Origin of the sequence: Snodgrassella sp. CFCC 13594 (assembly GCF_001590725.1) — a bacterium.
In the GTDB taxonomy this organism is placed as follows: domain Bacteria; phylum Pseudomonadota; class Gammaproteobacteria; order Burkholderiales; family Neisseriaceae; genus Snodgrassella.
Window position 1 is genome coordinate 1 of sequence record NZ_LQXR01000016.1, and the last position, 23,771, is coordinate 23,771.

The 23,771-nt window shown below is 49.4% G+C and carries 22 protein-coding genes and 3 pseudogenes; 1 reads left to right on the forward strand and 24 read right to left on the reverse strand.

Features of this window, described 5'->3' with window-relative positions; genetic code table 11:
* Positions 1-89 precede the first annotated feature (89 nt).
* The 14 genes and pseudogenes from murA to gap form a co-directional block, all read right to left on the reverse strand.
* Positions 90-1,342, reverse strand: a pseudogene (gene murA / locus A2F46_RS09225) (UDP-N-acetylglucosamine 1-carboxyvinyltransferase).
* 33 nt (positions 1,343-1,375) lie between these two features.
* Positions 1,376-1,624 (reverse strand): BolA family protein, encoded by a 249-nt coding sequence (locus A2F46_RS09230; protein ID WP_066569631.1) that lies wholly within the window; start codon positions 1,622-1,624, stop codon positions 1,376-1,378.
* Positions 1,625-1,705: 81 nt separating this feature from the next.
* A complete protein-coding gene (locus A2F46_RS09235) occupies positions 1,706-2,467 on the reverse strand; it encodes an ABC transporter permease (protein ID WP_066569641.1) in 762 nt (253 codons plus the stop codon).
* Positions 2,464-3,384 (reverse strand): ABC transporter ATP-binding protein, encoded by a 921-nt coding sequence (locus A2F46_RS09240; protein ID WP_066569729.1) that lies wholly within the window; start codon positions 3,382-3,384, stop codon positions 2,464-2,466. Before A2F46_RS09240 ends, A2F46_RS09235 begins: the two co-directional genes overlap by 4 nt.
* A 41-nt stretch (positions 3,385-3,425) precedes the next feature.
* Positions 3,426-3,629, reverse strand: a complete 204-nt coding sequence (gene yacG / locus A2F46_RS09245; protein WP_369796334.1) for a DNA gyrase inhibitor YacG — start codon at positions 3,627-3,629, stop codon at positions 3,426-3,428.
* Positions 3,626-4,402 carry a cell division protein ZapD gene (gene zapD / locus A2F46_RS09250; protein ID WP_066569646.1) on the reverse strand — a complete coding sequence of 259 codons (777 nt, stop codon included), beginning with the start codon at positions 4,400-4,402 and terminating at the stop codon, positions 3,626-3,628. Before zapD ends, yacG begins: the two co-directional genes overlap by 4 nt.
* Positions 4,399-5,010, reverse strand: coding sequence for a dephospho-CoA kinase (gene coaE, locus A2F46_RS09255; protein WP_066569649.1), 612 nt, complete (start codon positions 5,008-5,010; stop codon positions 4,399-4,401). Before coaE ends, zapD begins: the two co-directional genes overlap by 4 nt.
* Positions 5,010-5,866 (reverse strand): annotated as a pseudogene (locus A2F46_RS09260) (A24 family peptidase). The gene coaE and the pseudogene A2F46_RS09260 overlap by 1 nt, the downstream one beginning before the upstream one ends.
* Before the next feature lies 1 nt (position 5,867).
* The gene (locus A2F46_RS09265) at positions 5,868-7,097 is read right to left on the reverse strand and encodes a type II secretion system F family protein (RefSeq protein ID WP_066569652.1); all 1,230 of its coding nucleotides are present in this window, start codon (positions 7,095-7,097) and stop codon (positions 5,868-5,870) included.
* A gap of 45 nt (positions 7,098-7,142) precedes the next feature.
* Positions 7,143-8,822, reverse strand: a complete 1,680-nt coding sequence (gene pilB, locus A2F46_RS09270) for a type IV-A pilus assembly ATPase PilB (protein WP_066569654.1) — start codon at positions 8,820-8,822, stop codon at positions 7,143-7,145.
* 160 nt (positions 8,823-8,982) lie between these two features.
* Positions 8,983-10,701 (reverse strand): single-stranded-DNA-specific exonuclease RecJ, encoded by a 1,719-nt coding sequence (recJ, locus tag A2F46_RS09275; protein WP_156471617.1) that lies wholly within the window; start codon positions 10,699-10,701, stop codon positions 8,983-8,985.
* Entirely contained in the window at positions 10,701-11,672 is a 972-nt protein-coding gene (locus tag A2F46_RS09280; protein ID WP_156471613.1) for a hypothetical protein, read from the reverse strand. The genes recJ and A2F46_RS09280 overlap by 1 nt, the downstream gene beginning before the upstream one ends.
* A gap of 426 nt (positions 11,673-12,098) precedes the next feature.
* Positions 12,099-13,853 carry a M61 family metallopeptidase gene (locus tag A2F46_RS09285; protein ID WP_066569661.1) on the reverse strand — a complete coding sequence of 585 codons (1,755 nt, stop codon included), beginning with the start codon at positions 13,851-13,853 and terminating at the stop codon, positions 12,099-12,101.
* A 146-nt stretch (positions 13,854-13,999) separates the two neighbouring features.
* A complete protein-coding gene (gene gap / locus A2F46_RS09290) occupies positions 14,000-15,028 on the reverse strand; it encodes a type I glyceraldehyde-3-phosphate dehydrogenase (protein WP_066569663.1) in 1,029 nt (342 codons plus the stop codon).
* A 272-nt stretch (positions 15,029-15,300) separates the two neighbouring features.
* Between gap and A2F46_RS09295 the strand changes: the two genes are divergently transcribed.
* Entirely contained in the window at positions 15,301-16,845 is a 1,545-nt protein-coding gene (locus A2F46_RS09295; RefSeq protein WP_066569666.1) for a transporter associated domain-containing protein, read from the forward strand.
* Between the two features lie 68 nt (positions 16,846-16,913).
* On the opposite strand, the gene iscX is transcribed toward A2F46_RS09295, so the two are convergent.
* The 10 genes and pseudogenes from iscX to iscR all read right to left on the reverse strand — a co-directional run bounded on the left by iscX (position 16,914) and on the right by iscR (position 23,732).
* Positions 16,914-17,108 (reverse strand): Fe-S cluster assembly protein IscX, encoded by a 195-nt coding sequence (gene iscX / locus A2F46_RS09300; protein ID WP_066569667.1) that lies wholly within the window; start codon positions 17,106-17,108, stop codon positions 16,914-16,916.
* Positions 17,109-17,135: 27 nt separating this feature from the next.
* Positions 17,136-17,477 (reverse strand): ISC system 2Fe-2S type ferredoxin, encoded by a 342-nt coding sequence (gene fdx / locus A2F46_RS09305; RefSeq protein WP_066569669.1) that lies wholly within the window; start codon positions 17,475-17,477, stop codon positions 17,136-17,138.
* A 20-nt stretch (positions 17,478-17,497) separates the two neighbouring features.
* On the reverse strand, positions 17,498-18,133 hold the full coding sequence (locus A2F46_RS09310) for a glutathione S-transferase family protein (RefSeq protein ID WP_066569730.1): 636 nt from the start codon (positions 18,131-18,133) through the stop codon (positions 17,498-17,500).
* Positions 18,134-18,190: 57 nt separating this feature from the next.
* Positions 18,191-20,059 carry a Fe-S protein assembly chaperone HscA gene (hscA, locus tag A2F46_RS09315; RefSeq protein ID WP_066569670.1) on the reverse strand — a complete coding sequence of 623 codons (1,869 nt, stop codon included), beginning with the start codon at positions 20,057-20,059 and terminating at the stop codon, positions 18,191-18,193.
* Positions 20,060-20,155: 96 nt separating this feature from the next.
* Positions 20,156-20,659, reverse strand: coding sequence for a Fe-S protein assembly co-chaperone HscB (hscB, locus tag A2F46_RS09320; protein WP_066569731.1), 504 nt, complete (start codon positions 20,657-20,659; stop codon positions 20,156-20,158).
* Positions 20,660-20,950: 291 nt separating this feature from the next.
* A complete protein-coding gene (gene iscA / locus A2F46_RS09325) occupies positions 20,951-21,271 on the reverse strand; it encodes an iron-sulfur cluster assembly protein IscA (protein ID WP_066569675.1) in 321 nt (106 codons plus the stop codon).
* A 47-nt stretch (positions 21,272-21,318) separates the two neighbouring features.
* Complete coding sequence (locus A2F46_RS09330; protein WP_066569677.1) at positions 21,319-21,585, reverse strand: DksA/TraR family C4-type zinc finger protein; 267 nt, start codon at positions 21,583-21,585, stop codon at positions 21,319-21,321.
* Between the two features lie 9 nt (positions 21,586-21,594).
* Positions 21,595-21,975 carry a Fe-S cluster assembly scaffold IscU gene (gene iscU / locus A2F46_RS09335; RefSeq protein ID WP_066569678.1) on the reverse strand — a complete coding sequence of 127 codons (381 nt, stop codon included), beginning with the start codon at positions 21,973-21,975 and terminating at the stop codon, positions 21,595-21,597.
* A 59-nt stretch (positions 21,976-22,034) separates the two neighbouring features.
* Positions 22,035-23,248, reverse strand: a pseudogene (locus A2F46_RS09340) (IscS subfamily cysteine desulfurase).
* A gap of 31 nt (positions 23,249-23,279) precedes the next feature.
* On the reverse strand, positions 23,280-23,732 hold the full coding sequence (iscR, locus tag A2F46_RS09345) for a Fe-S cluster assembly transcriptional regulator IscR (RefSeq protein ID WP_066569734.1): 453 nt from the start codon (positions 23,730-23,732) through the stop codon (positions 23,280-23,282).
* Between the last annotated feature and the right edge of the window lie 39 nt (positions 23,733-23,771).

Consider the following 23,771-nt stretch of genomic DNA (forward strand, 5'->3'; position numbering starts at 1 on the left):
TTTTGGGGATGCTTTTTGCTGTTGGGCTGCCTGAATGGTGCAAGGGCTTTCAGGCTGCCTGCATGGGTTTTGCAACAACAAGATGTAGATTAGTTGATACGCTCGATTTGTGCACCAACACCGCCCAATTTTTGTTCGATGTTTTCATAGCCACGATCCAAGTGATAAATACGCTCCACCGTGGTTTCGCCGCTGGCCACCAAACCGGCCAGTACCAAGCTTGCGGAGGCGCGCAAGTCGGTCGCCATGACGGTGGTGCCAGAAAGGTGTTCGACGCCCTGAATAATGGCTGTATTGCCTTCGGCGTCAATATGCGCGCCCATGCGGTTGAGTTCGGGCACGTGCATAAAGCGGTTTTCAAAAATGGTTTCCACTACTTTGCCTGTACCCTCAGCGATGGCATTCATGGCCATAAATTGTGCCTGCATGTCGGTGGGAAAGGCTGGGTAAGGGAGCGTGCGTAAATCCACTGCTTTGGGGCGGTGGGGCATATCAATGGCAATCCAGTCATCACCGGCTTCAATCACCGCTCCGGCTTCAACCAGCTTGTCTAAAATTGCTTGCATGGTTTTGGGGGCGGTGCGTCGCAGTATCACTTTGCCACCAGCCATCGCTACGGCGCACAAAAAAGTGCCAGCTTCGATACGATCGGGCACCACGCTATGGGTGCAACCATGCAGTTTGTCCACGCCTTCAATGGTCAAGGTAGGCGTGCCTATGCCTTGGATTTTGGCCCCCATTTTCACCAAGCAGTCGGCCAAATCCGATACTTCGGGTTCCATGGCTGCATTTTCCAATATGGTGGTACCGTCGGCCAGGGTGGCCGCCATCAATAAATTCTCGGTACCGGTAACGGTTACCATGTCCATGACAATGCGGGCACCTTTTAAGCGTTTGGCGCGAGCCTTAACATAACCGTGATCAATGCTGATCTCGGCGCCCATGGCTTCCAAGCCTTTGAGGTGTTGGTCAACAGGGCGTGAGCCAATGGCGCAACCACCAGGCAAGCTTACCTCGCTTCACCAAAATGGGCCAGAGTAGGGCCTAGCACCAAGATGGACGCGCGCATGGTTTTCACCAAGTCGTAGGGAGCACAAGTATTGTTGATGCTGCCACAATTGATTTCGAATTCCTGCACATTATCGGTGAGCACGCGTGCACCCATGCCTTGCAGCAATTTCTGTGTGGTCTTCACGTCACGCAGCATGGGCACATTGGTGAGATGTACCGTATCTTTGGTGAGCAAAGCGGCACACATTAATGGCAAGGCGGCATTTTTGGCGCCAGAAACCACAATTTCACCTTGAAGTGGGCCATTGGCGCGGATTTTTAATTTTTCCATAACACAGTCCGAAAATAATTCAGGCAGCCTGAATCAATGTTGTTTGGTTGCCCATTCTTCAGGCGTTGCCGCCGTGGTAATGGATAAGGCATGCAATTCATTGCTGGCAATTTTATCGGCCAAGCCATCTTTAATCAGGCGGTGTCGTGCCAAGCGGCTTTTCCCGGCAAAAGCTGAAGAAACAATTTCAGCAAAAAAATGATGGCCGTCGCCGTCGACAGCAATGTGTTCGCACGGCACCACGGCTGCAATCATGTCGGCAACATCAGTGGGCAGCAGCATGGCAGTTCCTTTACAATTTTGGGTGGCGCCGAACGGAAATTCGCGCCTGTCACAAAGGCGACATTATAGCGGGTTTGACCATTAATTACGCAATTTCCAACCGGATTTTAGTAAGGCATAAACGATGATCGCCAAAATGGCGGTAAACCCACTCACAACGGTCAGCGCCAACCACGGAGCAACATCGCTTTGCCCAAAAAAACCGTAGCGGAAGCCATCAATCATATAGAAGACTGGGTTGGCATGACTTAGTGCACGCCAGAAAGGCGGCAGGGTATTGATGGAATAAAATACACCCGACAAGAACGTGAGCGGCATAATCAAAAAATTTTGAAAAGCGGCCAGCTGGTCAAATTTTTCTGCCACAATGCCGGCCAATAGGCCAAACATGCCCATAATGGCGCAGCCTAAAAAAGCAAAAAGTAAAATCCAGCCCACATGATGCGGCATGGGTAGGCCAAACCACGCAGTCACGGCTATCACCCCCAATCCCACAACCAGACCGCGGACGATGGCAGCACCCACATAAGCGCAGAAAAAAGCCGGGGTGCTGATGGGCGGGAGCAAGATAAAAATTAAATTCCCGGTAATGCGAGATTGAATCAAGCTGGATGAGGCATTGGCAAAGGCATTTTGCAGCATGGACATCATGGCCAGCCCCGGGATCAAAAATGCTGTGTAACTCACACCGGGCAAAATATTGGGGCGTCCATCCATCACATGCGAAAAAATCAATTGATACAGCAAAGCAGTGAGAATAGGTGCCGATAATGTTTGGAAGCCTACTTTCCAGAAGCGCAAGATTTCCTTTTTGAACAAGGTATAAAAGCCGGTAAAATTCATGCTGCATCTCCGCTTTGGTGATCACTGGTGAGGCGCAAAAACACGTCTTCCAAGTCAGTTTCCATCATGTGCATATTTTTTATGGTGATGTGGTCAAATTGCACAGCCTGCAACACAAAAGCCAATTGACCATAATCGGCTAATTTCAGTAAGTACGTGTAGCCATCTTCATGTATCAAGCATTTGCGCAGGCTTTCAGGTAGCTTATTGTCTAGGGTGATTGACAGGCGCAGGCTAGACTCCGATTTGAGCAGGTTTTCAGTACTGTCGAGTGCCACGATTTGACCATGCTTGAGCATGGCGATACGGTTGCACAGGTTTTGTGCTTCTTCCAGATAATGAGTGGTGAGAATGATGGTGTGGCCTTGTTTATTTAGGCGCTCAATGAAGTGCCACAAGCTTTGCCGCAATTCCACGTCAACACCAGCGGTGGGTTCGTCCAAAACAATGACTGGTGGACGATGCACCAATGCTTGCGCCACCATCACACGCCGTTTCATGCCGCCAGACAAATTGCGCGTATTGGTGTTGGCTTTGTCGGTTAGGCCCAAGCTTTCGATTATTTCGTCTATCCAGTCGTCATTATGGTGGATACCGAAATACCCAGATTGGAAACGCAGAGCTTCGCGAACGCTGAAAAATGGATCAAATACCAATTCTTGTGGCACCACGCCCAAGCTTCGGCGGGCGGCATAAGGATCACGGCGGACATCGTGACCGCAAATGGCGATGTCGCCACTGCTGAGTCGACTTAAGCCAGCCATGGCGGAAATCAACGTGGTCTTACCGGCGCCATTGGGGCCCAATAAGCCAAAAAATTCACCTGGGGCTACTTCTAGGTTGACGTTGTTGAGTGCAGTTAAGCCGTTCGCATAGGTTTTCACCGCGTTGCGAACCGATAAAGCGGGAATAGGCATGGCAGTATCTTTTATTTTTGAGGGAAGGGAAAGTGTGGACATCAATGATGGCGAGGATGGATGTCGTCTTCATGAGGGCCATCATCCACTGCCGGCAGGTTGTAGTCTTCACTGGCCCATGCGCCTAGGTCTATCAATTTGCAGCGCTCTGAACAAAAAGGGCGAAAGCGGTTTTCAGGCAGCCATGCAACTGGTTTGCCACAAGTGGGGCAGGCAACCATGGTGGGGTGATGCATCGTACTCATTTATTCACCACCGGATCGAAGCTGCACATAATCAGTTTGAATGGGATGTTGTCTGGAACCATTTTGCCACGTGCTTGTTGCTGCGACGCTTGTAAAAAGCGAATGTGGGTAAAGTATTTATTGGCAGATACTTCGGGGATCGCTGCGGCCGCTTGATGAAGATCAATGGCCAATAAATGGGTATTTTGTCCCAAGCTGTTGTGCTGATAACTGCCTGCATTGGCCAGACAATCAATAGACCAGCTGTTTTGGCGTAAGATGCGCAGCAAAAGCGCGATCGCTTCATAAGTAGGCAATAGGCTTTGTATCCACTGCGTTAGTTGAGTCATTCGAGTTTCGGCAGGAAGCTGTAACCAAAAGTAATAAGAAGGCAGGTCAAATGGGCTGGTACCGCCCGGAACGAACATGCGTTGTTTGATGCCCATTAGCCACTCATTTTCACGCAGGTGTTGTCCAAATTTTTGTTGCACGTTTTGTAAATTGAGCATGGCCTCTTGCAATTGGCTGAGACGTTGCTGTTTGGTGGTCTCATCCCATTGGGTATATTGTGCCAGTAGGCCTTTTTGCCGTTCCAGTTCTTGTAAAATATCAAGCTTCAATTCAGCGCGGGCCGCCGCTTCCATAATCTCGAATAAGGTGAATAAAGCGTTGTGGTGCGCCCACGTTTCGGTACGCGGCAAGGTTTCTTGAAAACGTGCAAACAAATGATTCACGCGCAAAAAATTGCGCACGCGTTCAGATAAAGGATGCTCAAAACGGATACATGGGTTCATGGCTGTGAATGGCTGAGGTCTTGGTAAAAACGGTGAAGGCGGGCGATTTGTTCATCCAAATGTTGCCAATGCAGGCTGTTGTCGATGATGTCATCGGCCAGCGCCAGCCGCGCTTCTCGATTGCTTTGCTGCGCCATGATAGCACGCACAGCAGCTTCATCAAGGCCATTGCGCTTTTGAACCCGTGTAATCCGTATGCTGTCGGGGGCATCAACCAGTAATATGCGGTGAATCAGTGATTGAAATTGGGGTTGTTCCGCCAGCAATGGGATCTCGATTAAACCGTAGCCATGGGGCGAGGTGTGTATGTGTTTCTGGGCTTGAATGTTTTGGAAAATTAATGGATGAAGTAGCGCTTCCAGTTTGTGTTTTTCATGAGGGTGCGTAAACACCATGTCACGGAGGTGTGATCGATTCAGTGTGCGGTCTGGATGGAAAAAATCATCACCCCATAAGGCTTTGATGGGCGCTAGGGCGGCACCGTTTGGGGCAGTCAGTTCACGAGCTATGGCATCGGCATCAATGACAGGGACTTGATAGTGTTGAAATCCAGCGGCAACAGCTGATTTGCCGCTACCAATACCCCCTGTTAGCCCTATCCACAACATTATGCCAGGAAACCCGATAACCGCAGCCACCACTGGATTAGTTGGCGAATGGGCTCATTGGCCACCAAAACAACCCAACCGGCGATGGCCAGTGCAGGCCCAAATGCATGGGTTGATTGCGTGCCACGCGCAGAATAATGGATGCCACAATACCCACTAATGCAGCCATGAAAACCAAAATGGGTAGATTGCTGACACCTAACCACGCGCCCAGAGCCGCTAACAGCTTGAAGTCACCATAACCCATTCCTTCTTTGCCTGTAATCAACTTAAATACTTGATACAGCAGCCACAGGCTCATGTACCCTGCCACAACACCCAATACTGCCTCACGCAGTGGCACGAAACCAACCATGAGATTAAACAGTAAACCCAGCCACAACAATGGCAGGGTGATTTGATCGGGCAAGAGCTGGGTATCGGCATCAATGAAGGTCAGCGCGATTAAGGCAGTCGTGAGTATCAAACCGCCCAATGCAATGGGTGTTGCGCCAAATACCCAAACCACAGTGGCGAATGCCAATCCAGTGAGTAGCTCTACCAAAGGATAGCGCCAAGATATGGGTGTATGGCAATGTTGGCAGCGCCCACGCAGCATTAGAAAACTAATGATGGGAATATTTTGCCAAGGTTTAATGGGTGCATGGCAGCTGGGGCAGGCTGATGCGGGCCTACATAAATTGAATGTGGACAGCGTTTCTGCTTCTTCCGACAGCCCCAGAACCTCCCGTGCTTCTGTTTGCCAGCTGCGTTGCATCATGATCGGTAGCCGGTAAATCACCACATTCAAAAAACTACCAATGAGCAAACCGAATATCAGTGCAAAAAAGATGTACATTCCTTGTTCTGGCAACATATTAGCCCACCACGTTACCCAAGTTAAAGATGGGTAGGTACATAGCCACCAAAATTACCCCAATGATGGAACCCAAAACTACTAAAATAATGGGTTCCATTAATGAAGATAGTTGGGCTACGGCATTGTCCACCTCATCTTCATAAAATTCGGCTGCTTTGTTGAGCATGTCATCCAATGAACCTGATTCTTCACCAATAGATGCCATTTGTACCATCATATTTGGGAATAGATTGGTGGCTTGCATGCCAGATGTGAGGGATATCCCTTGATTGACTTTGCTGCGGATTTCTTTTGTGGCCTCTTCATAAATGATGTTGCCTGAAGCCCCTCCTACAGAATCTAGAGCATCAACCAAAGGCACCCCAGCCGTAAATAAAGTAGCCGTGGTGCGCGCCCAGCGCGCAATGGTGGCTTTGCGGACAATACTGCCGAAAATAGGCATTTTCAATAAAAAAGCGTCTACGCGTTTTTGTAAATTGGGTGAACGTTGGTGCCATTGATAAAAGCCAACGGTACCGCCAATTAAAGCAATAATAATCAGCCAGCCATAGGAAACGAAAAACTCCGATAAAGTCATCATGAAACGGGTCAGTACAGGTAGCTCTACCCCCATACCAGCATAGACTTTGCCAAATTCAGGCAACACAAACATCATCATCACCAAAATCAAGGCAATGGCCACCACAATCACCGCAGCCGGATAGGTTAAAGCACTTTTGACTTTTTTCTTAATGGCCTGAGTTTTTTCTTTGTAGACTGCCAATTTATCCAACAGACTTTCCAATACCCCCCCGGCTTCACCAGCCTTAACCAAATTACAATAAAAACGGTCAAAATATTTGGGGTGTTTGGCAAAAGCATCCGCCATTGAAGTGCCTTGTTCAATATCACCTTTGACTTGCAATAATAATTTGGTCATGGAGGGATTGGCATGCCCACGGGCAACGATGTCAAAAGCCTGCATCAGAGGTAAGCCTGCTTTCATCATGGTTGCCAACTGGCGGGTAAATACCGTGATGTCGGCCTGAGTGATGCGCTTTTGGCGCTGATTTTTCATTTTAGTGAGCTGTATCACTTTAATGTGTCGCCGCGCCAGCTTAGCGCGGGCATCTGCCTCATCTTTGGCAGTGACCTCTCCACGAACCATCTGATCGGAACTTAAATTTTTTCCTTCAAATGTGAAGCGCTTTCCGGATGCTTTGGTGGTTGACGTTGCAGTTCGATTCATAACAGCCTCTGTGTTATTGGGTTAATGAGTGCTTGTTGAAAATGGTTAGTCATTGGTGGTGGCTAAAATTTCCTCTAAGGTCGTTACTCCTTGCATGACTTTGAGCAAACCTGCATGGCGCAAGTCTACTAACCCTTCTTTGTAGGCTTGTGTACTGATGTCGACTTCATTGCCATTATCCATGATGATGCGCTGCATTTCGTTGCTGATCGGCATGATTTCGTACACCCCAGCACGGCCCTTGTAACCTTTGCCTCTGCAGCGATCACAACCCACAGGGCGGTAGAGTGTCCATTCCTTGGCCAAATCCTCATCTGAGAACCCTGCTTTTTTCAATGCAGCAATGGGCGGTTTTTCTGCAGGTGCTTTGCAGGTGCACAAGCGTCGTACCAAACGTTGGGCCATGATGAGATTGACCGAACTGGCAATGTTGAATGGCGCCACACCCATATTCAACATACGTGATAAAGTGGCTGGAGCGTTGTTGGTGTGCAGCGTTGAAAACACCATGTGGCCAGTTTGGGCCGCTTTGATGGCGATGTCGGCGGTTTCTAAGTCACGGATTTCCCCTACCATGATGATATCTGGATCTTGGCGAAGAAACGATTTTAACGCAGCGGCAAAGGTGAGTCCTTGCTTGTCGTTGACATTGACTTGGTTGATCCCCGGCAAATTAATTTCCGCTGGATCCTCTGCAGTGGAAATATTAACACTATCGGTGTTTAAAATATTCAAACAGGTATACAGGGTAACGGTTTTACCGGAACCGGTAGGGCCGGTGACCAAGACCATGCCATAAGGCCGATGGATGGCTTCGAGCAGCATTTCTTTTTGGAATGGTTCGAAGCCCAGTTGTTCGATGTTTAACGTGGCGGCATCTGAGTTGAGGATACGCATCACGATTTTTTCGCCAAATAAAGTGGGTAAGGTGCTGACACGAAAATCGATGGGTTTGGCACCTTTGCGGAAGCTAAGCTGAATACGCCCGTCTTGGGGAATGCGCTTTTCAGAAATGTCCAGCTTCGCCATAACTTTAATGCGCGAGGCCACTTGATTGCGAATATTCAATGGCATGCGCACTACTTCGCGCAATTGACCATCCACGCGAAACCGGACACGGGCTGAATCTTCATAAAATTCCAAATGAATATCAGACGCGCCCGCGTTCAAGGCATCCGCCAGTACTTTGAAAATAAACTTGGCAACTGGGCCGTCTTCACCCTCTTCGTCATCCACCGACATGGTTTTTTTTGCATCATCGGCCCCTGGCATGTTGCCGCCGAGGTCGTCCAATAAAGTGGTGGATTGCTGTGAGATATTTTCCAGTAAGACACTGAGTTGGTCATCGCGAACAATCACCAAATCCACGGCACAACCGACATCAGCAGCCATTTTTTGATAGTGTTGGATGGGTGTGGGGTCGGACACTGCTAAAAATAGGCGGTTGCCGCGCTTGAAAATCGGAACGCAACGCCGCATTAGCATCAAGTCGGTATTGATGCTGTCTTGGATGACCAAGCTGCTGTTGTATTGATGCAAGTCGAGCAAAGGGAAACCAAATGTTTGTGCCAGAAATGACGCCAACTTGGCGGCATTGATGGCGCCTGTTTCAAATAAAGTGGGCATCACATTGTGGTTTTTGTCCAAGGCTTGGCGCAATTTTTCCACTTGTGTGTTGTCTATGATTTTGTGTTGATACAAAACCCGCAATAAGCCTACACTCATAGGTATTTGATTCCCTGTGTTATTTCTTGAATATTTTGCTAAAGTATTATGCCAGTCGGACGCTGCCGCGTTGATTCCCAGCCAATCCTGCTGATTATAAGATAAATTTACTTTTCAGGCAGCCTTCAGTCCATTGTCATGTTACTTGTTTTGTGCCACATCATAATGTCGAGCTTGGGCCGTTTTCAGGCTCCCAGTAATCCACATACAATTGCAATTCCTGTTGTCCGCGCCATTCGTTTACTGTTGGTCGATACACAACGCGTATACGCTGCGGTAAAGTTTCAGTGCATCGAAAAAACATGGCCTCGCAAGTTTGATTATCTTTGAGTAGTCCTGCTTTTAAATGTTGCGTGCCCACCGGCTTTTGCCATAAAACATCAAATTCATCACAAAAACTGGGTACGGAAAACCCTTGTCCCCAAACGTGTTGCGCCAATTCTCGGGCGGTAGGCAAGTTTAAATAGGGTGATGGTAAGTGACCATCGGTTAGGTGTTGTGCAGTGAGGTCTTGTGGTTGTAATAATTCCCGACACACTGCTTCAAAGGCTGCCTGAAAATCGGTTAACCCTTCTTCGGCTAAGCTTAAGCCCGCCGCCATGGCATGGCCACCAAATTTATGAATGAGTGAGGGGTGCCGTTTGCTAATCAAATCCAAGGCATCGCGCAAATGCAAAGCTGAGATCGAACGGCCCGACCCACGCCACTCACCATCATCTGCTGGCGCAAAGACAATGGTTGGGCGGTGAAAACGTTCACGCAAACGGCTGGCCACAATGCCAATGACCCCTTGATGCCATTGTGGTCTATACACCACGGTGCTGTAACAGTGGTCAGGTATGGTTTCGGGTAAGTCGGCCAAGGCTTCATCCAGCATGCCGTGCTCAATCTGTCGACGCTCGCGGTTGAGCTGGTCAAGTTGCTCGGCCAGTAGGGTGGCTGCTTCATCATCGTCGCTGACTAAGCAGGTAATGCCTAAGCTCATGTCGTCTAAACGCCCTGCGGCGTTCAATCGAGGGCCAATGGCAAATCCCAAGTCAAATGATTGTGCTTGTCGAATGTTGCGCTTGGCGACATCAAATAATGCGCGTATGCCAGCATGGGTTTTGCCTGCACGAATGCGATTGAGTCCTTGCGTCACCAGAATGCGGTTGTTGTGGTCCAATGGCACGACATCAGCAACCGTGCCCAGTGCGACTAAATCCAACCAGTTGGCGAGATTGGGTTCTGGCCGATTGATGCCGAAATAGTGCTGGCGTCGAAGGTGGCTGCGCAGCGCCATGAGCACATAAAACATCACTCCCACACCGGCCAAGGCTTTGCTGCCAAAAGCATCGTTGGGTTGATTGGGGTTTACAATAAGGCAATCCGGTAAGGTGTTACCTGGGAGATGGTGGTCGGTGATCAAAACATCCATATTGAGCTGGCGTGCTTTGATGACACCGGCGACGCTGGCAATGCCGTTATCGACCGTGAGCAGCAATTGTGTTTGTCGTGCCGCTGCTAACTCGGCCAATTCGGGTGTGAGCCCGTAGCCATGTTCGAAACGATTGGGCACCAAAAAATCCACGCAGCCACCCATGGCCGCCAAGCCGCGAATGCCTAATGCACAAGCGGTTGCCCCATCTGCATCATAGTCGGCCACAATCAATATGCGTTCTTGTCGTGTAATGGCCTCAGCCAAGCGTTGTGCGGCTGCCTGAATGTTTTTTAGGCCATCAAAAGGCAGCAAAGCGCGCAGGCTAATATCTGTTTCCTCAATGTGATGTATCGAGCGGGCGGCGTAAAGACGAGCCAATAAGGGGTCTATTCCTGCTTCTTGTAATGCCGTATAGGCACGCTCATCAACAGGGCGTGTGGTAATGTGTTCGGTATTCATCATAAAGTTTGGCCGTTAAAAGCGGAACGGTGTCGCCAAAAGGGCGTAAACCAAGGTTTGCGTATGGTCATGATGCCACCTTGATCTCCATCAGTATGGAGGCTGAGTGTGAACGATGGTTTGCTGTGTAATGCTTGCTGCAATGGCCGAAACCAATCTATTTCCCATCGGTTTAAAATGGCGGCATAGGCATAGGCATCGTTGGCATCCACTGGTGTGGTTAAATCATCCAAAAACACCACGGCATGCGTTGTTTGTGCAGCAGCCAATTGTTGCAGTAATGTGGTGCCGTTGACGGGTAATGGCTGGGCAGAACAAGCCCAATCATTGTCGGCAAACAGGCTAATTGATTGACTGGCATTGCCGATCAAGTCATTTTGTAGCCAAAGGCCATTAATCGGCGCTAGGCCGCTCTGTTGCCTCTGCTTATTTAACGGGTGCTGGAATAGCAGCATTTGACATTCAGTCAACAGCTGTAACATGCGTCCCGCATCTACGCCACTGGGTTTGCTGGCCTTGTCCATGCTCCCATGCAAATCCCATAGACTGGGTATCTGGAATGACCAAGCCTGAGGGATAATCATTAACCACAATGTGGGGCGAGCAGCCACAAAGCGGATGTGCTCGGTTTCAAAAAAAGCCGACAATGTTTGGCAATAGTGATGTGCTTCTGACATTGATAGCTGCAGTTGTTTGTCTGAGGAAAATGGGGCTTGATGCATTCCTACAGTCTGGCTTATTGGGCTACACAATAAGCAAAATTCATGCTCATCCACACTTGCCGTGGGCGCAAGCGTAGCGCACCAAGAACCGCTATTAAGGTATTGCGCATAAAACGCGCTACGCGTCTGTGTTTGGTGTTGAAATCGACCCCATTGCCTCAGTCCATCAAGGGCTGGGAGCGATAGTGGCGGTAATGCGGCGGATGCGTAAGGCCACAGCAAGGCGGGTATGGCAAGGGTGAGGTGCATGAGGTGTGTCTTTTAAATATGGAATGCTCTGAGTGAAGCAGGTATAGGCTCTATTGTTTGGGTAATTTTATACCGTATGAGGCGCTTCAATTTTAATTTTAAAGAGCAATGCGTCTATTCTGCCCCATTCAATTTGTTTGGCAGGCGCCATCTTCCTGGTTATGGTCATTGAGTCCCCCATGAGTGCTCATTCTCTGGTCCATACCGTTTTACGAGTACTGGGCAATGTTATAAAGCCTGAAGTGAGGTTAGCACAGGGTTAGCGATGGACTGGGTGATTTGGCTGAAATGGTTTTCAGGCAACCTGTTCCGTTCATTGAACCAAATCATGCTTTAGTGGCGCTGAGCAAAGGAGGATAGGGTTGCCTGAACAAGCGGTGTAGGAAACCATGATCGTTTCTGCAACCCTATATCCACTTTTTTTCATTAAGCCAACCACTGAGCCAATTTGCTGTGATCCTGGATGTGCAGTAGCGCAGTGTTGGGTAGAGCGGCCTGAGCCTGCATTTCCACTTGGTCGAGCATACCGTCGCGCACAAAGTGAATCAACACCAAGTCATTCACCGCCACGCGGGCCCATTGTTGGGTAAAATCGGTAATGATTTCTTGATTCAAAGCAATGATGCAGTCGCCTGCGCACAATCCCGCTTGCTCGGCACTGCCTTGGCTATACACTTGGCTTAGGGTGACACCCAGTGACGCGGGTTTGAATCGCGCACCAAAATCGGCGGGTGCGCCAACGGGATTGGGTGTGTTTTCCACATAAGCACCTCCATGATCACGTGCTAAAGCCTGCCACGATAAGCCCACGCCGGCGGTGGTTAACAATGCAACTAAGGGCAATTCACTGGTGCTGTCTATGCAGCGTTGTTGGAATATGCGCAAATCCATGCCTGTAGCCGCTTCGGCAATTTGTAGCCATTCATTTTCTGCTAAACCTTGGTGGCGAATACGCCAATCTTGATAGAGCGCACGCATAATCACATCTAAATTCATTTTATTTTGGCTTTGGCGACGGATATACATGTCTAGGCACAGCGCGGCCAAGGCGCCTTTTTGATAATAGCTGACAATGGCATTCGGGCTATTTTCATTTTGCTTGTAGTATTTGGTCCAAGCTGTCAGGCTGGCGTCGGCCAAGTTTTGCAGGGTACGGCCTGCACCTTGTTGCACGCGAGTGATGGTCTTGGCCAGTAAGTTTAAATACTGCTCATGGCTGATGACGCCGCTGCGGGCCAAAATTAAATCATCGTAATAGGAAGTGATGCCTTCAAAAGCCCACAATAGCCGAGTATAAGCCTCTTCATTTAAATCACTATCGGCAAAGGCTGCCGGTTTAATGGATTTCACGTTCCATGCGTGAAAATACTCGTGGCTGAATAATCCCAGCAAGCTGATGTAGCCATCATCCATGGGGCGATTTTTTTGCGGTAAATGGTGGCGGTCGGCCATGAGCGCCGTAGATGAGCCGTGTTCCAAGCCACCATAGACATTTTGACCCACAAACAGCAAAAACCGATATCGCTCAAAAGGAACAGGTGCATCAAATAAAGCAATCTCAGTGGTACAAATGCGTTGCACATCTTCCACCAAACGGCCGTGATCGAAATCCCCAAAATGACCGTTGATGATAATTTCATGCTCAATGCCGGCTGCCTGAAAAGGCAGTCGCAGTAAATTGCCCATTGTCACAGGATGATCAATGAGCTCACGATAATTGGTGGCTTGGAAGATGTTTTTACGAGCATCCAAAACGGGCAGTGTGGTGGCAATGTCCCAATCCCGAGGCACATTGCTGATGGCCAATAGACAGGCTTCTTGGGCGCGCTGATTGTGGCGCAGAAAGAGGCAAGCACCATCAAAAAAGCCCCGTTCGGTACTCAAAAAAGCGCCCCGCACCGACACATCAAATGCATATACCCAGTAATCAACCTGCCATTCGCCCATATCACCTGTGGCTTGCCAAGTATTTTTACTTTTTTGAATTAATCCCTGGCTTTGGCCGTTGCAACTGGCTTGGATGGATATGATGTGGCGGGCAAAATCGCGAATCATGTAGCTGCCTGGTACCCAGTTGGGCAGGCTCAAGGTAAAGGCATGATCATGGTTTTGACTGAAACACAGAGAAACTTGCCATAAATGTTGTTTGAGGTGATGCGGTTGAACGTGATAACGCAACATGATTCAGTCTCTTTTTTATAGGGTGGGGCAATCTGGCCATGCTGAAGCGGTCGCCTAATACAGCGACATGCCATTGTATTGTACTATGTTTGGCATAAAAACAGGCTGCCTGAAAGATGCAGGCAGCCTGATTGGGGGTGTTTTAATCAGTGAAATGGGCGAACATCCAAGCCAAATAAGGCTCGGGCTGTATTCAGCATCTGACAACTGAATCCCCATTCATTGTCATACCAAGCCAATACTTTAACCATATTGCCGTTGGAGACTTTGGTTAATGTACTGTCAAACGTGGAGGCTTCAGTGGTGTGATTAAAATCCATTGATACCAAAGGCAGAGTGTTATAGCCCAATACATTTTTCATTGCGCCTTCACTGGCCGCTTTTACAATGGCGTTGACTTCCTCAACGCTGGTGTCGCGGCTGGCTTCGAAAGTCAGATCCACCAAGGACACATTGATGGTGGGTACGCGAACCGAGAAGCCATCCAGTTTGCCTTTTAGCGTGGGCAATACCAAGCCAACGGCTTTGGCTGCACCCGTTTTGGTGGGAATCATGTTTTCCACGGCGCTGCGGGCTCGGCGCAAGTCTTTGTGGCGTACATCGGTCAGTACTTGGTCATTGGTGAAGGCATGAATGGTGGTCATTAAACCTTTGCTGATGCCCAAACCATCATCCAAGGCTTTGGCCACAGGGGCCAAACAGTTGGTGGTGCAGGACGCGTTGGAAACCACGGTCATGTCTGCGGTTAGGACATCGTGATTGACGCCGTACACAATGGTGGCATCCACATCATCGCCGCCGGGTGCGGAGATCAACACTTTTTTGGCGCCAGATGCCAAATGCACTTTGGCTTTTTCCTTGCTGGTGAACGCGCCAGTACACTCAAATACCAAATCCACAGAAAGCGCCTGCCAAGGCAATTCAGCTGGGTCGCGGGTAGAGAAAAATGGGATTTTATCGCCATTGACGATGAGGTTGTCGCCTTCCACGGCTACCTCAGCCGAAAACCGGCCATGTACCGTATCGAATTTGGTCAAATGGGCATTGGTTTCCAAGCTGCCGCTGGCATTTACGGCAACGATTTCAAATTGATCACGCAAATCATAATCGTAAATGGCGCGCAGGATTTGGCGGCCGATGCGGCCGTAGCCATTGATGGCAACTTTCAAGCTCATGAGTGGGTATCCTTAACAAGGCAGTAGGGTTTGGTGGCAGCGCATTCTGCTTCGATGTAACAGCTTGAACACAATGGCTGCCTGAAAATAGGCCAATTATAGCGTATTACAGGCCATTACAAAATTGTTGGCTGAATGCAGAAAAAACAAGCGGTGGCGGAATGGCGTTTCTCATTCTAAAAAAACTGTTCGCGTAAAAAACCGTAAGCCGAAGTGATAATCCGCAATTCTCATTTATACTCAGGTCGTTTTCAACAACTTGCTATCAATATATGGAGATTTTGCTCGACCCCGGTTTATGGATTGGTTTGCTCACTCTGGTGGTGCTGGAAGTGGTGCTGGGCATAGACAATTTAATTTTTATTGCCATTTTGGCGGAGAAATTGCCGCCACACCAGCGCGACAAAGCGCGAGTGATTGGCTTGTCGCTGGCTTTGATTATGCGCTTGGCGCTGTTGTCGGTGATTTCTTGGTTGGTGACCCTAACCAATCCGTTGTTTTCACTGGGGAGCCTGTCTTTGTCCGGACGGGATCTCATCCTCTTATTAGGCGGCTTATTTTTGCTTTATAAAGCCGTGACTGAATTACACGAGAAAATTGAAGGCGGCAGCCACGACGTTTCAGGCAGCCAAAAGGCGTTTGCTGGCTTCGGTCTGGTGGTGACACAAATTGTGGTGTTGGATGCGGTGTTTTCACTGGATTCAGTGATTACGGCCATTGGTATGGTTGATAATCTCTATGTGATGATGGCGGCAGTCATTATTGCGGTGGTATTGATGTTGGTGGCGTCGAAGCCGCTCACGGTGTTTGTGAATCGACATCCCACGGTGGTGATTTTGTGCTTGAGTTTTTTGTTGATGATTGGCATCAGTCTGATCGCAGAGGGCTTGGGCTTCCATATTCCCAAAGGCTATATTTATTCTGGTATTGCGGTGGCCATATTGATAGAAGCATTTAATCAATTTACCAAACGCAATCAACAGAAACGGGCCGCGCAACAGCCCATGCGGACGAGAGCCGCCGATGCCATTTTCCGGCTGATGGGGGGTAAAACCGACGACGGCGGTTTGGAGACGGTGCTGCCTGAAGGAACTTTGGGCGCTGCTTTTATTCCTGAAGAACGGTACATGATCGGTGGAGTATTGTCTTTATCGCAGCGAACGGTTGACAGCATTATGGTGCCGAGTGAAAACATTTCCTGGATCGATAGCCGAGCTTCGGCCGAGCAAATACGGCAAACGATTTTGGCGGTGCCACACAGTTTGTTGCCGGTGTGCGCTGGCCATTTGAACGAAGTGCGTACCGTAGCTCGAGCAAAAATTTTACTGGATGCATTGGATCGGGGCGAAGATTGGCAGGCACAACTATCACAGGCAGCCCCGCCGATTTGGGTGTATGAAGACCAAAATGTGATTGAATGTATGCATACCTTGCGGGCGGCCAAAGGTATGCTGCTGATGGTGCGCAACCGCCACCATGAAGTGGTGGGCTTGGTGACACCGTTGGATGTGTTGGAAGCGATTGCTGGTGAATTTCCAGATGCAGATGAGCAGTTGGCCTTAGTGAAAGTGGGTGAAGGGCGCTGGCGCTGTACGGGTGATGCCGATTGGTATCAGTTGCAGCAGGAATTGGGTACACATGATTTGGTGAGTGCCGATGAGGTGGCTATGACTGTGGCTGAATATCTGCATCATAAGTTGCCAGAGCCGATTCAAGTGGGCAGTGTCTATGAACATGAACACATTCGATTTGAGGTGTTGTCTGTGCAAAACGACATGATTAAGCAAGTTGCGGTGGTGCGCATGGATATAACTTAATGTTTTTCAGGCAGCCCATGCAAAAACAGCCGGTTTTCACCGGCTGTTTGTTGTGCAATACCACGGATTTATTCTACCTCATCAATCCACGCTTGCTGAATGGCCTCTAAAATCCGCTCACCACAATGCTCTGGTTGATCGTCAAAGTCTGGTAACGACAGCACCAAATCTCGCAACTGTGTAAAGCGCACTGTGTTGGGGTCTATGTGGCTGTGTATATCAGCAAGATCCTCTGCGATGCGCTGAGTGTCAGTCCATTTCATCATCGGCTCCTGAGTAGGTTATTTTTGTTAATGGTTTTCGCTGGCATGGTTGATGGTGTATTTGGGAATTTCCACCACCACATCTTCGTTACCCATTTTGGCTTGGCAGCTTAAGCGCGACGTGGCCTCTAAACCCCAAGCCTGATCAAGCAAATCTTCTTCCAGTTCACTTGGTTCTGGCAGGCTATTGAATCCTTGCCGGAGAATAACGTGACAAGTGGTACAGGCACAGGATTTTTCGCAGGCATGCTCAATTTCGATGTCGTGATCCAAAAGGGCATCGCAAATACTTTCACCTACGGGCACGTCATCTAAGATTCGGCCTTCTGGACACAAAGTGGGGTGGGGTAAAACAGTGATTTTTGGCATGTTGGTTCCGAAAGCGGTTTTTATGGTTGCAAACCTTGTGCTTTAAGTACGGTTTGTACACCCGCATTTGCGCCCACGCGCTGATAGAATGCAGACAGTTGTGTGAAGCGGCTTAAATCAATGCCACTGGCGTGTGCCCAGCGTAAGGTCACGTAAACATAAACATCGGCTATGCTGATGTTGGTTCCGGCCAAGAAACCCTGGTTCTGTTCTTGCTGTGCCGTCAATCGCGTATCGACCTTGCCAAACAAGGCGGCAATTTTTTCTGCTGCGCGGCTTTTTATGTCTTTTTGGACCAATTCATCGTCGCTTGCCGACTGAGGGTGAAACAGCAAGCCAAATGAAGGATGAATGTCGCTATTGGCAAAAGCCAACCATTGGCGACTTTGTGCTTTGGCATGGGTATCGGCGCTGCCAAAAATCTGAGCATCTGGGGCCAAATCATTGATGTAATCCAGAATGGCCACATTTTGAGCAAGCGCCCAACCATCTTCCACCAATACCGGCACTTGGCCTTGTGGGTTCAGTGCCAAATATTCAGAAGATTTAATCCAGTCACGACTCACGGCTTCGGCTGTAAACGGTAAGCCCGACCAAACCAAAGCCACATGAGGAACCGTAGAGCAAGCGCCAGGTAAATAATATAGTTTTAACATCGTCAATTCTCCAGTTGTGTTTTCAGGCAGCTTTTGGCGTGCCCGACAAACCATGAATTAAATCTCATTCACTTTTTTGCCTTGCAACGCCCGCTGAATATTGCGGTTCATGCGCATGGCGGCAAAGTGGTCCGTAGCGTGGCTCAATGCTTGGATGGCATCGCGTAGGCTTTGGACATCGCCTTCATTAACTTGGCTTTGTGTCTGTATCAAGGCTGCCTGAATGGATTGCTGCTCTGAGGCATCGAGTAAATCCGCATCCAAAGCAAGTGCACTTTGCACTGCGCCCATGATGCTCTGTGCTTCCACCACGGCTTCTGCGCGGGCGCGGGCTTGCACATCGGTTTCGGCATTGCTGAAGCTGTCTTTCAACATTTGTGTGATGGCGGCATCATCCAAACCGTAGGATGGTTTAACTTCAATGTGGGCTTGTACGCCAGTGGTTTGCTCACATGCCGAAACCGACAATAAACCATCTGCATCGACCTGAAACGTGACGCGGATGCGTGCCGCGCCCGCCATCATCGGTGGAATGCCTCGCAGCGTGAAGCGCGCCAAACTTCGGCAATCAGATACCAATTCGCGCTCACCTTGAACCACGTGAATCATCATGGCACTTTGGCCATCTTTAAACGTGGTGAAGTCTTGCGCGCGAGCCGTAGGAATAGTGGTGTTGCGTGGAATCACTTTTTCCACCAAGCCACCATAAGTTTCTAAACCCAAAGACAACGGCGTAACGTCTAATAACAACCACTCATCGTCATTTTTATTGCCTGCCAATACATTGGCTTGAATGGCGGCCCCCAAAGCCACGACCTCATCAGGGTTGAGATTGTTGAGTGGGGTTTGCCCGAAGAAAGTGGCGACTGCTTGTTGCACATGAGGCATGCGCGTGGCACCACCTACCATAATCACGCCCGTGATGTCGGTTTTGGCTACGCCCGCATCGCGCATCGCCTGTTTTACTGGCGCCAATGTTTTGGCCACCAAATGTTGTGTGAGCTGCTGGAAAGTAGCACGGGTGATGCGGGTGTTGATGTGACGGTGGTCAGATAAGGTTGCCTGAATGGTGGCTGAGTTGTCATGCGTGAGCGCTTCTTTGGCGGCGCGTGCGAGCGAAAGTAGCAAAGCACTGTCTTGTTCGTTGAGTTGCGACAGTTTATTTTGCTCCAGCAACCAGCAAAACAGGCGTTGATCAAAATCATCACCGCCAAGCGCACTGTTACCATTGGTGGCTTTGACTTCAAACAGGCCTTGGCTCAGCGACAGAATGGAAACGTCAAAGGTACCCCCGCCCAAGTCATACACCACAAACGTACCTTCAGCACGGTTGTCTAAACCGTAAGCGATGGCCGCCGCAGTAGGCTCATTGAGTAAGCGCAATACATTGAGGCCGGCCAAGCGTGCTGCATCCTTAGTGGCTTGACGTTGTGCATCGTCAAAATAGGCCGGTACGGTAATGACGGCGCCAGTAAGTTCACCTCCTAAGCTGGCTTCAGCACGATTTTTGAGGGCATGTAAAATATCAGCCGATACGTCAATCGGCGTTTTTACACCCGCGCGAGTATGCAGTTGGATGATGCGCTCATCCTCTCCGAAACGGTAGGGGAGGTAGCGTGTCTCTTCGTTGGCTTTAATGTCGGCTAAGGTGCGGCCAATTAAACGTTTCACTGAGCTAATGGTATTCGCTGGGTCGATTTTTTGGGCCTTGAGTGCATCCTGACCCACGTCAATTTCTCCGTCGCTGCCATAGCGAACCACCGATGGCAGTGTCATTCGGCCTTGCTTATCGGGCAGACAGGCTGCATGGCCGCTGCGTACAGTGGCCACCAAGCTATTGGTGGTGCCTAAGTCTATGCCGACAGCCAACCGATGTTGGTGTGGCGCAGCGGATAAGCCAGGTTCGGCAATTTGCAGTAAAGCCATAATCAAAAAGTCTTAGTGTGATTGGTTTGTGTGTTTGGGTGTCACTAATTATAACATTTTGGTGCGTGCGCTCAGGCCGTTCAATGGCTTTCCAAATTAAGGCAAGGCAGCTTGAATCTCATGGTGTAATTTGCTTAAAAAACGCCCTTGTCGCACCAGTTCGGCGGCTTCTTCCCAGCTTTGCTCGCCCAATGCTGCAGCTAAGGTGTGCTCCAGTGCCGCTTGGGCATCATCAATTTCAGTGCTCAGGTTGGTGAGCACGGTTTCATCGTGGGCCAATTGCCCTTCTTCCAAACATTCGCGCCATTCCATCTGCTGCATTAAAAATTCTGGAGCGAAATGAGTATGTTCTGGCGCATCTGCGGCAATGCCTTGCTGCTGTAGTAAATATGCTGCTCTATCCAGTGGCGATTTCAGCGTGCGATAAGCTTCGTTGACTGTAGTGGCCATCATCATGGCTTGTTTCTGCTCAAATGCAGATTGATGGGCAAATTTGTCTGGGTGGCATTGGGCAGCCAGTGCATGGTAGCGCTGTGTCAACATGTCAAGATTGATGTCAAATTGCTCAGGAAGTTGAAATAATTCAAAATATTGGCTCATGATGCTTGTTTCTATGGGTGCGCCGGTTTCGTTCAAACTATCTGAGCGAAAATGATCCGACTGTGTTGGCTTCTCTTTAGCTGTTGTGGCCAGCATATCGCAGCTTGGATGATCGATTGTGCTTGTGGGTTTTGACGCCGATGCCAGTAAGCACTGCCAGTGCGGCGGCATGTCCAACCCCAGTGGTTGCAAACGTTGTACGACGGATGGCCCCCATGCACTACTAGTGCATCAGCTAGTGCATCAGCGATTATTGTGCTGTTGAGCAGCGTGTTTCAGGCAGCCTGATCATCAAACATGGAAGCTTTCGCCACAGCCGCATTCGTCTTTAACGTTGGGATTGCTGAATTTGAAGCCTTCTTGTAAGCCTTCTTTGGTGTAATCCAACTCCGTGCCATCCAAATAGACATGGCTTTTGGGGTCCACAAAAACCTTAACGCCGTGACCTTCAAACACCATATCTTCAGGGTGTAGGTCGTCCACAAATTCCAAAGTGTAGGCCATGCCAGAGCAGCCGCTGGTTTTGACGCCCAAGCGAATGCCGACTCCTTTGCCACGTTTGCCGATGTATTTCTGAATGTGGTTGGCTGCATTTTCAGTAACGGTAATCATAAATCCATCCGAATTTTTGTTGGTTTCTCTGTTGATTTCAGGCAGCCTTAGCGCAATTGGCTGTCTTTGCTGCCGCGCCGATTGTAGCCGGCAAAAATACGCTGCTGCCGGTCGGCTTCCTCCTGGCAATCAACACACAATTGCACGCCCGCAATGGCACGCCGCCGCGCTTCCGGAATAATGGCGCCGCATTCGATGCATTCATGCGCGCTCTCACCTTGTGGTAAACGCTCGCGTACTTGGGTGAGTGCATCATCCAAGGAGGCATCGATTTGTGCCTGTTCGGCGCCGTCTGGAGCCCAGCCGCTGGCCATGATTAGTCCTTAGTCGTGTTTTTTCTTGTAATCAGCCACGGCTGCTTTAATGGCATCTTCAGCCAAAATAGAACAGTGGATTTTTACCGGTGGCAAAGCCAATTCTTCAGCGATGGCACTGTTTTTAATGGACAATGCCTCATCCAGACTTTTGCCTTTTACCCATTCAGTAATTAAGCTGGACGACGCAATGGCAGAGCCACAGCCATAGGTTTTGAATTTGGCATCTTCAATGATGCCGGCGTCGCTCACTTTGATTTGCAGTTTCATCACGTCACCGCAAGCAGGTGCGCCCACCATGCCGGTACCAATGCTTTCATCACCTTTATCGAAAGAGCCGACATTGCGGGGGTTTTCATAATGGTCGATGACCTTGTCGCTGTAAGCCATGTGTTGCTCCTTGTGTGCGGATTAAGCCGCCTGTTATTGGTATCATTTTACCGAGAAGATTAATGTGCAGCCCATTCAACGCTACTCAAGTCGATGCCGTCTTTGTGCATTTCCCAAAGTGGCGATAATTCGCGCAATTTGCCGATTTTGGATTTAATCAACTCAGCCGCATAATCAATCTCTTCCTCCGTGGTGAATCTGCCGATGGTGATGCGCAAAGAACTATGCGCCAATTCATCGTTGCGACCCAATGCGCGCAGTACGTAACTGGGCTCTAAACTGGCCGAAGTACAAGCAGAACCACTGGAGACGGCAATGTCTTTCACTGCCATGATCAGGCTTTCGCCCTCCACAAAGTTAAAGCTGACATTGAGATTTTGGGCCACGCGGTGCTGCATATCACCATTGATATAAACTTCTTCAATGTCTTTAATGCCGTTTAAAAAACGGTCACGCAAGGCTTTGGCATGGGCATTATCGGCATCCATTTCCAAACGCGCCAAGCGGAAAGCCTCACCCATACCCACAATTTGATGGTAGGTAATGTTCCTGAGCGAAAGCCACGCTCGTGGCCGCCACCATGCATTTGCGCTTCCAAGCGTACGCGGGGTTTGCGGCGTACATACAAAGCGCCAATGCCTTTTGGCCCATAAGTTTTGTGGGCAGACAGGCTCATCAGGCCAATATGATTTTGTTTGACATCAATATGAACCTTGCCTGTAGCCTGAGCGGCGTCTACATGGAACACAATGCCTTTTTCTTCACACACGGCACCGATGGCTTCAATGTCTTGGATCACGCCGATTTCATTATTCACCCACATAACGCTCACCAAGGTGGTGTCGGGTCGAATCGCTGCTTTTAATTCATCCAAGTCCAATAAGCCATTTTCTTGGACCCCCAAATATGTGACCTCAAAGCCTTCGCGTTCCAACTCGCGCATGGTATCAAGTACGGCTTTATGCTCGGTTTTAACGGTAATCAGGTGCTGTCCTTTACTGCGATAAAAATGTGCCGCGCCTTTGATGGCTAAGTTGTCTGATTCTGTGGCGCCGGAAGTAAAGATGATTTCTTTGGCATCTGCGCCAATCAAAGCTGCGATCTCATTGCGTGCGTTTTCCACAGCTTCCTCTGCTGTCCAACCAAAGCTGTGACTGTTGGATGCGGGGTTGCCGAAAATATCGGTCAGATACGGAATCATTTTTTCGGCCACACGTGGATCCACTGGGGTGGTAGCAGAGTAGTCGAGATAAATAGGTAGTTTAACAGTCATGGTGGTGTTCTCTTGGTTGTTGGTCCATCTGTTAATGGATCTGGGTGAGTGCGATGGTGGCTTTATGACCGCCATGACGCTCTTGTTGTTGGTTAATCACACATTGCAAGCTGATGCCGCGTAAATAGTTGTCGATGGTTTTGTTTAAATTGGCCCATAAATGATGGGTTAAGCAAGGGTTGCCGTCTTGGCAGTTGGCAGAGCCACCACATTGAGTGGCATCGAGCGTATCTTCGGCTGCAGCGACGATGTCGGCGATGTTGATAAGCTCTGCTTGTTGGCGGAGGACATATCCGCCGCCAGGGCCGCGTATGCTGTCAACCAACCCTGCACGACGCAGTTTCCCAAATAATTGTTCCAAATAGGATAGGGAAATGTGCTGGCGCTCACTGATGGCAGTCAAACTCACCGCACCATCACGTGCGTGCATGGCCAAATCCAGCATGGCCGTTACAGCAAACCGTCCTTTGGTGGTTAAACGCATAAAAACCCCAAACATCCCTAATCAATGCCTGAATTATCC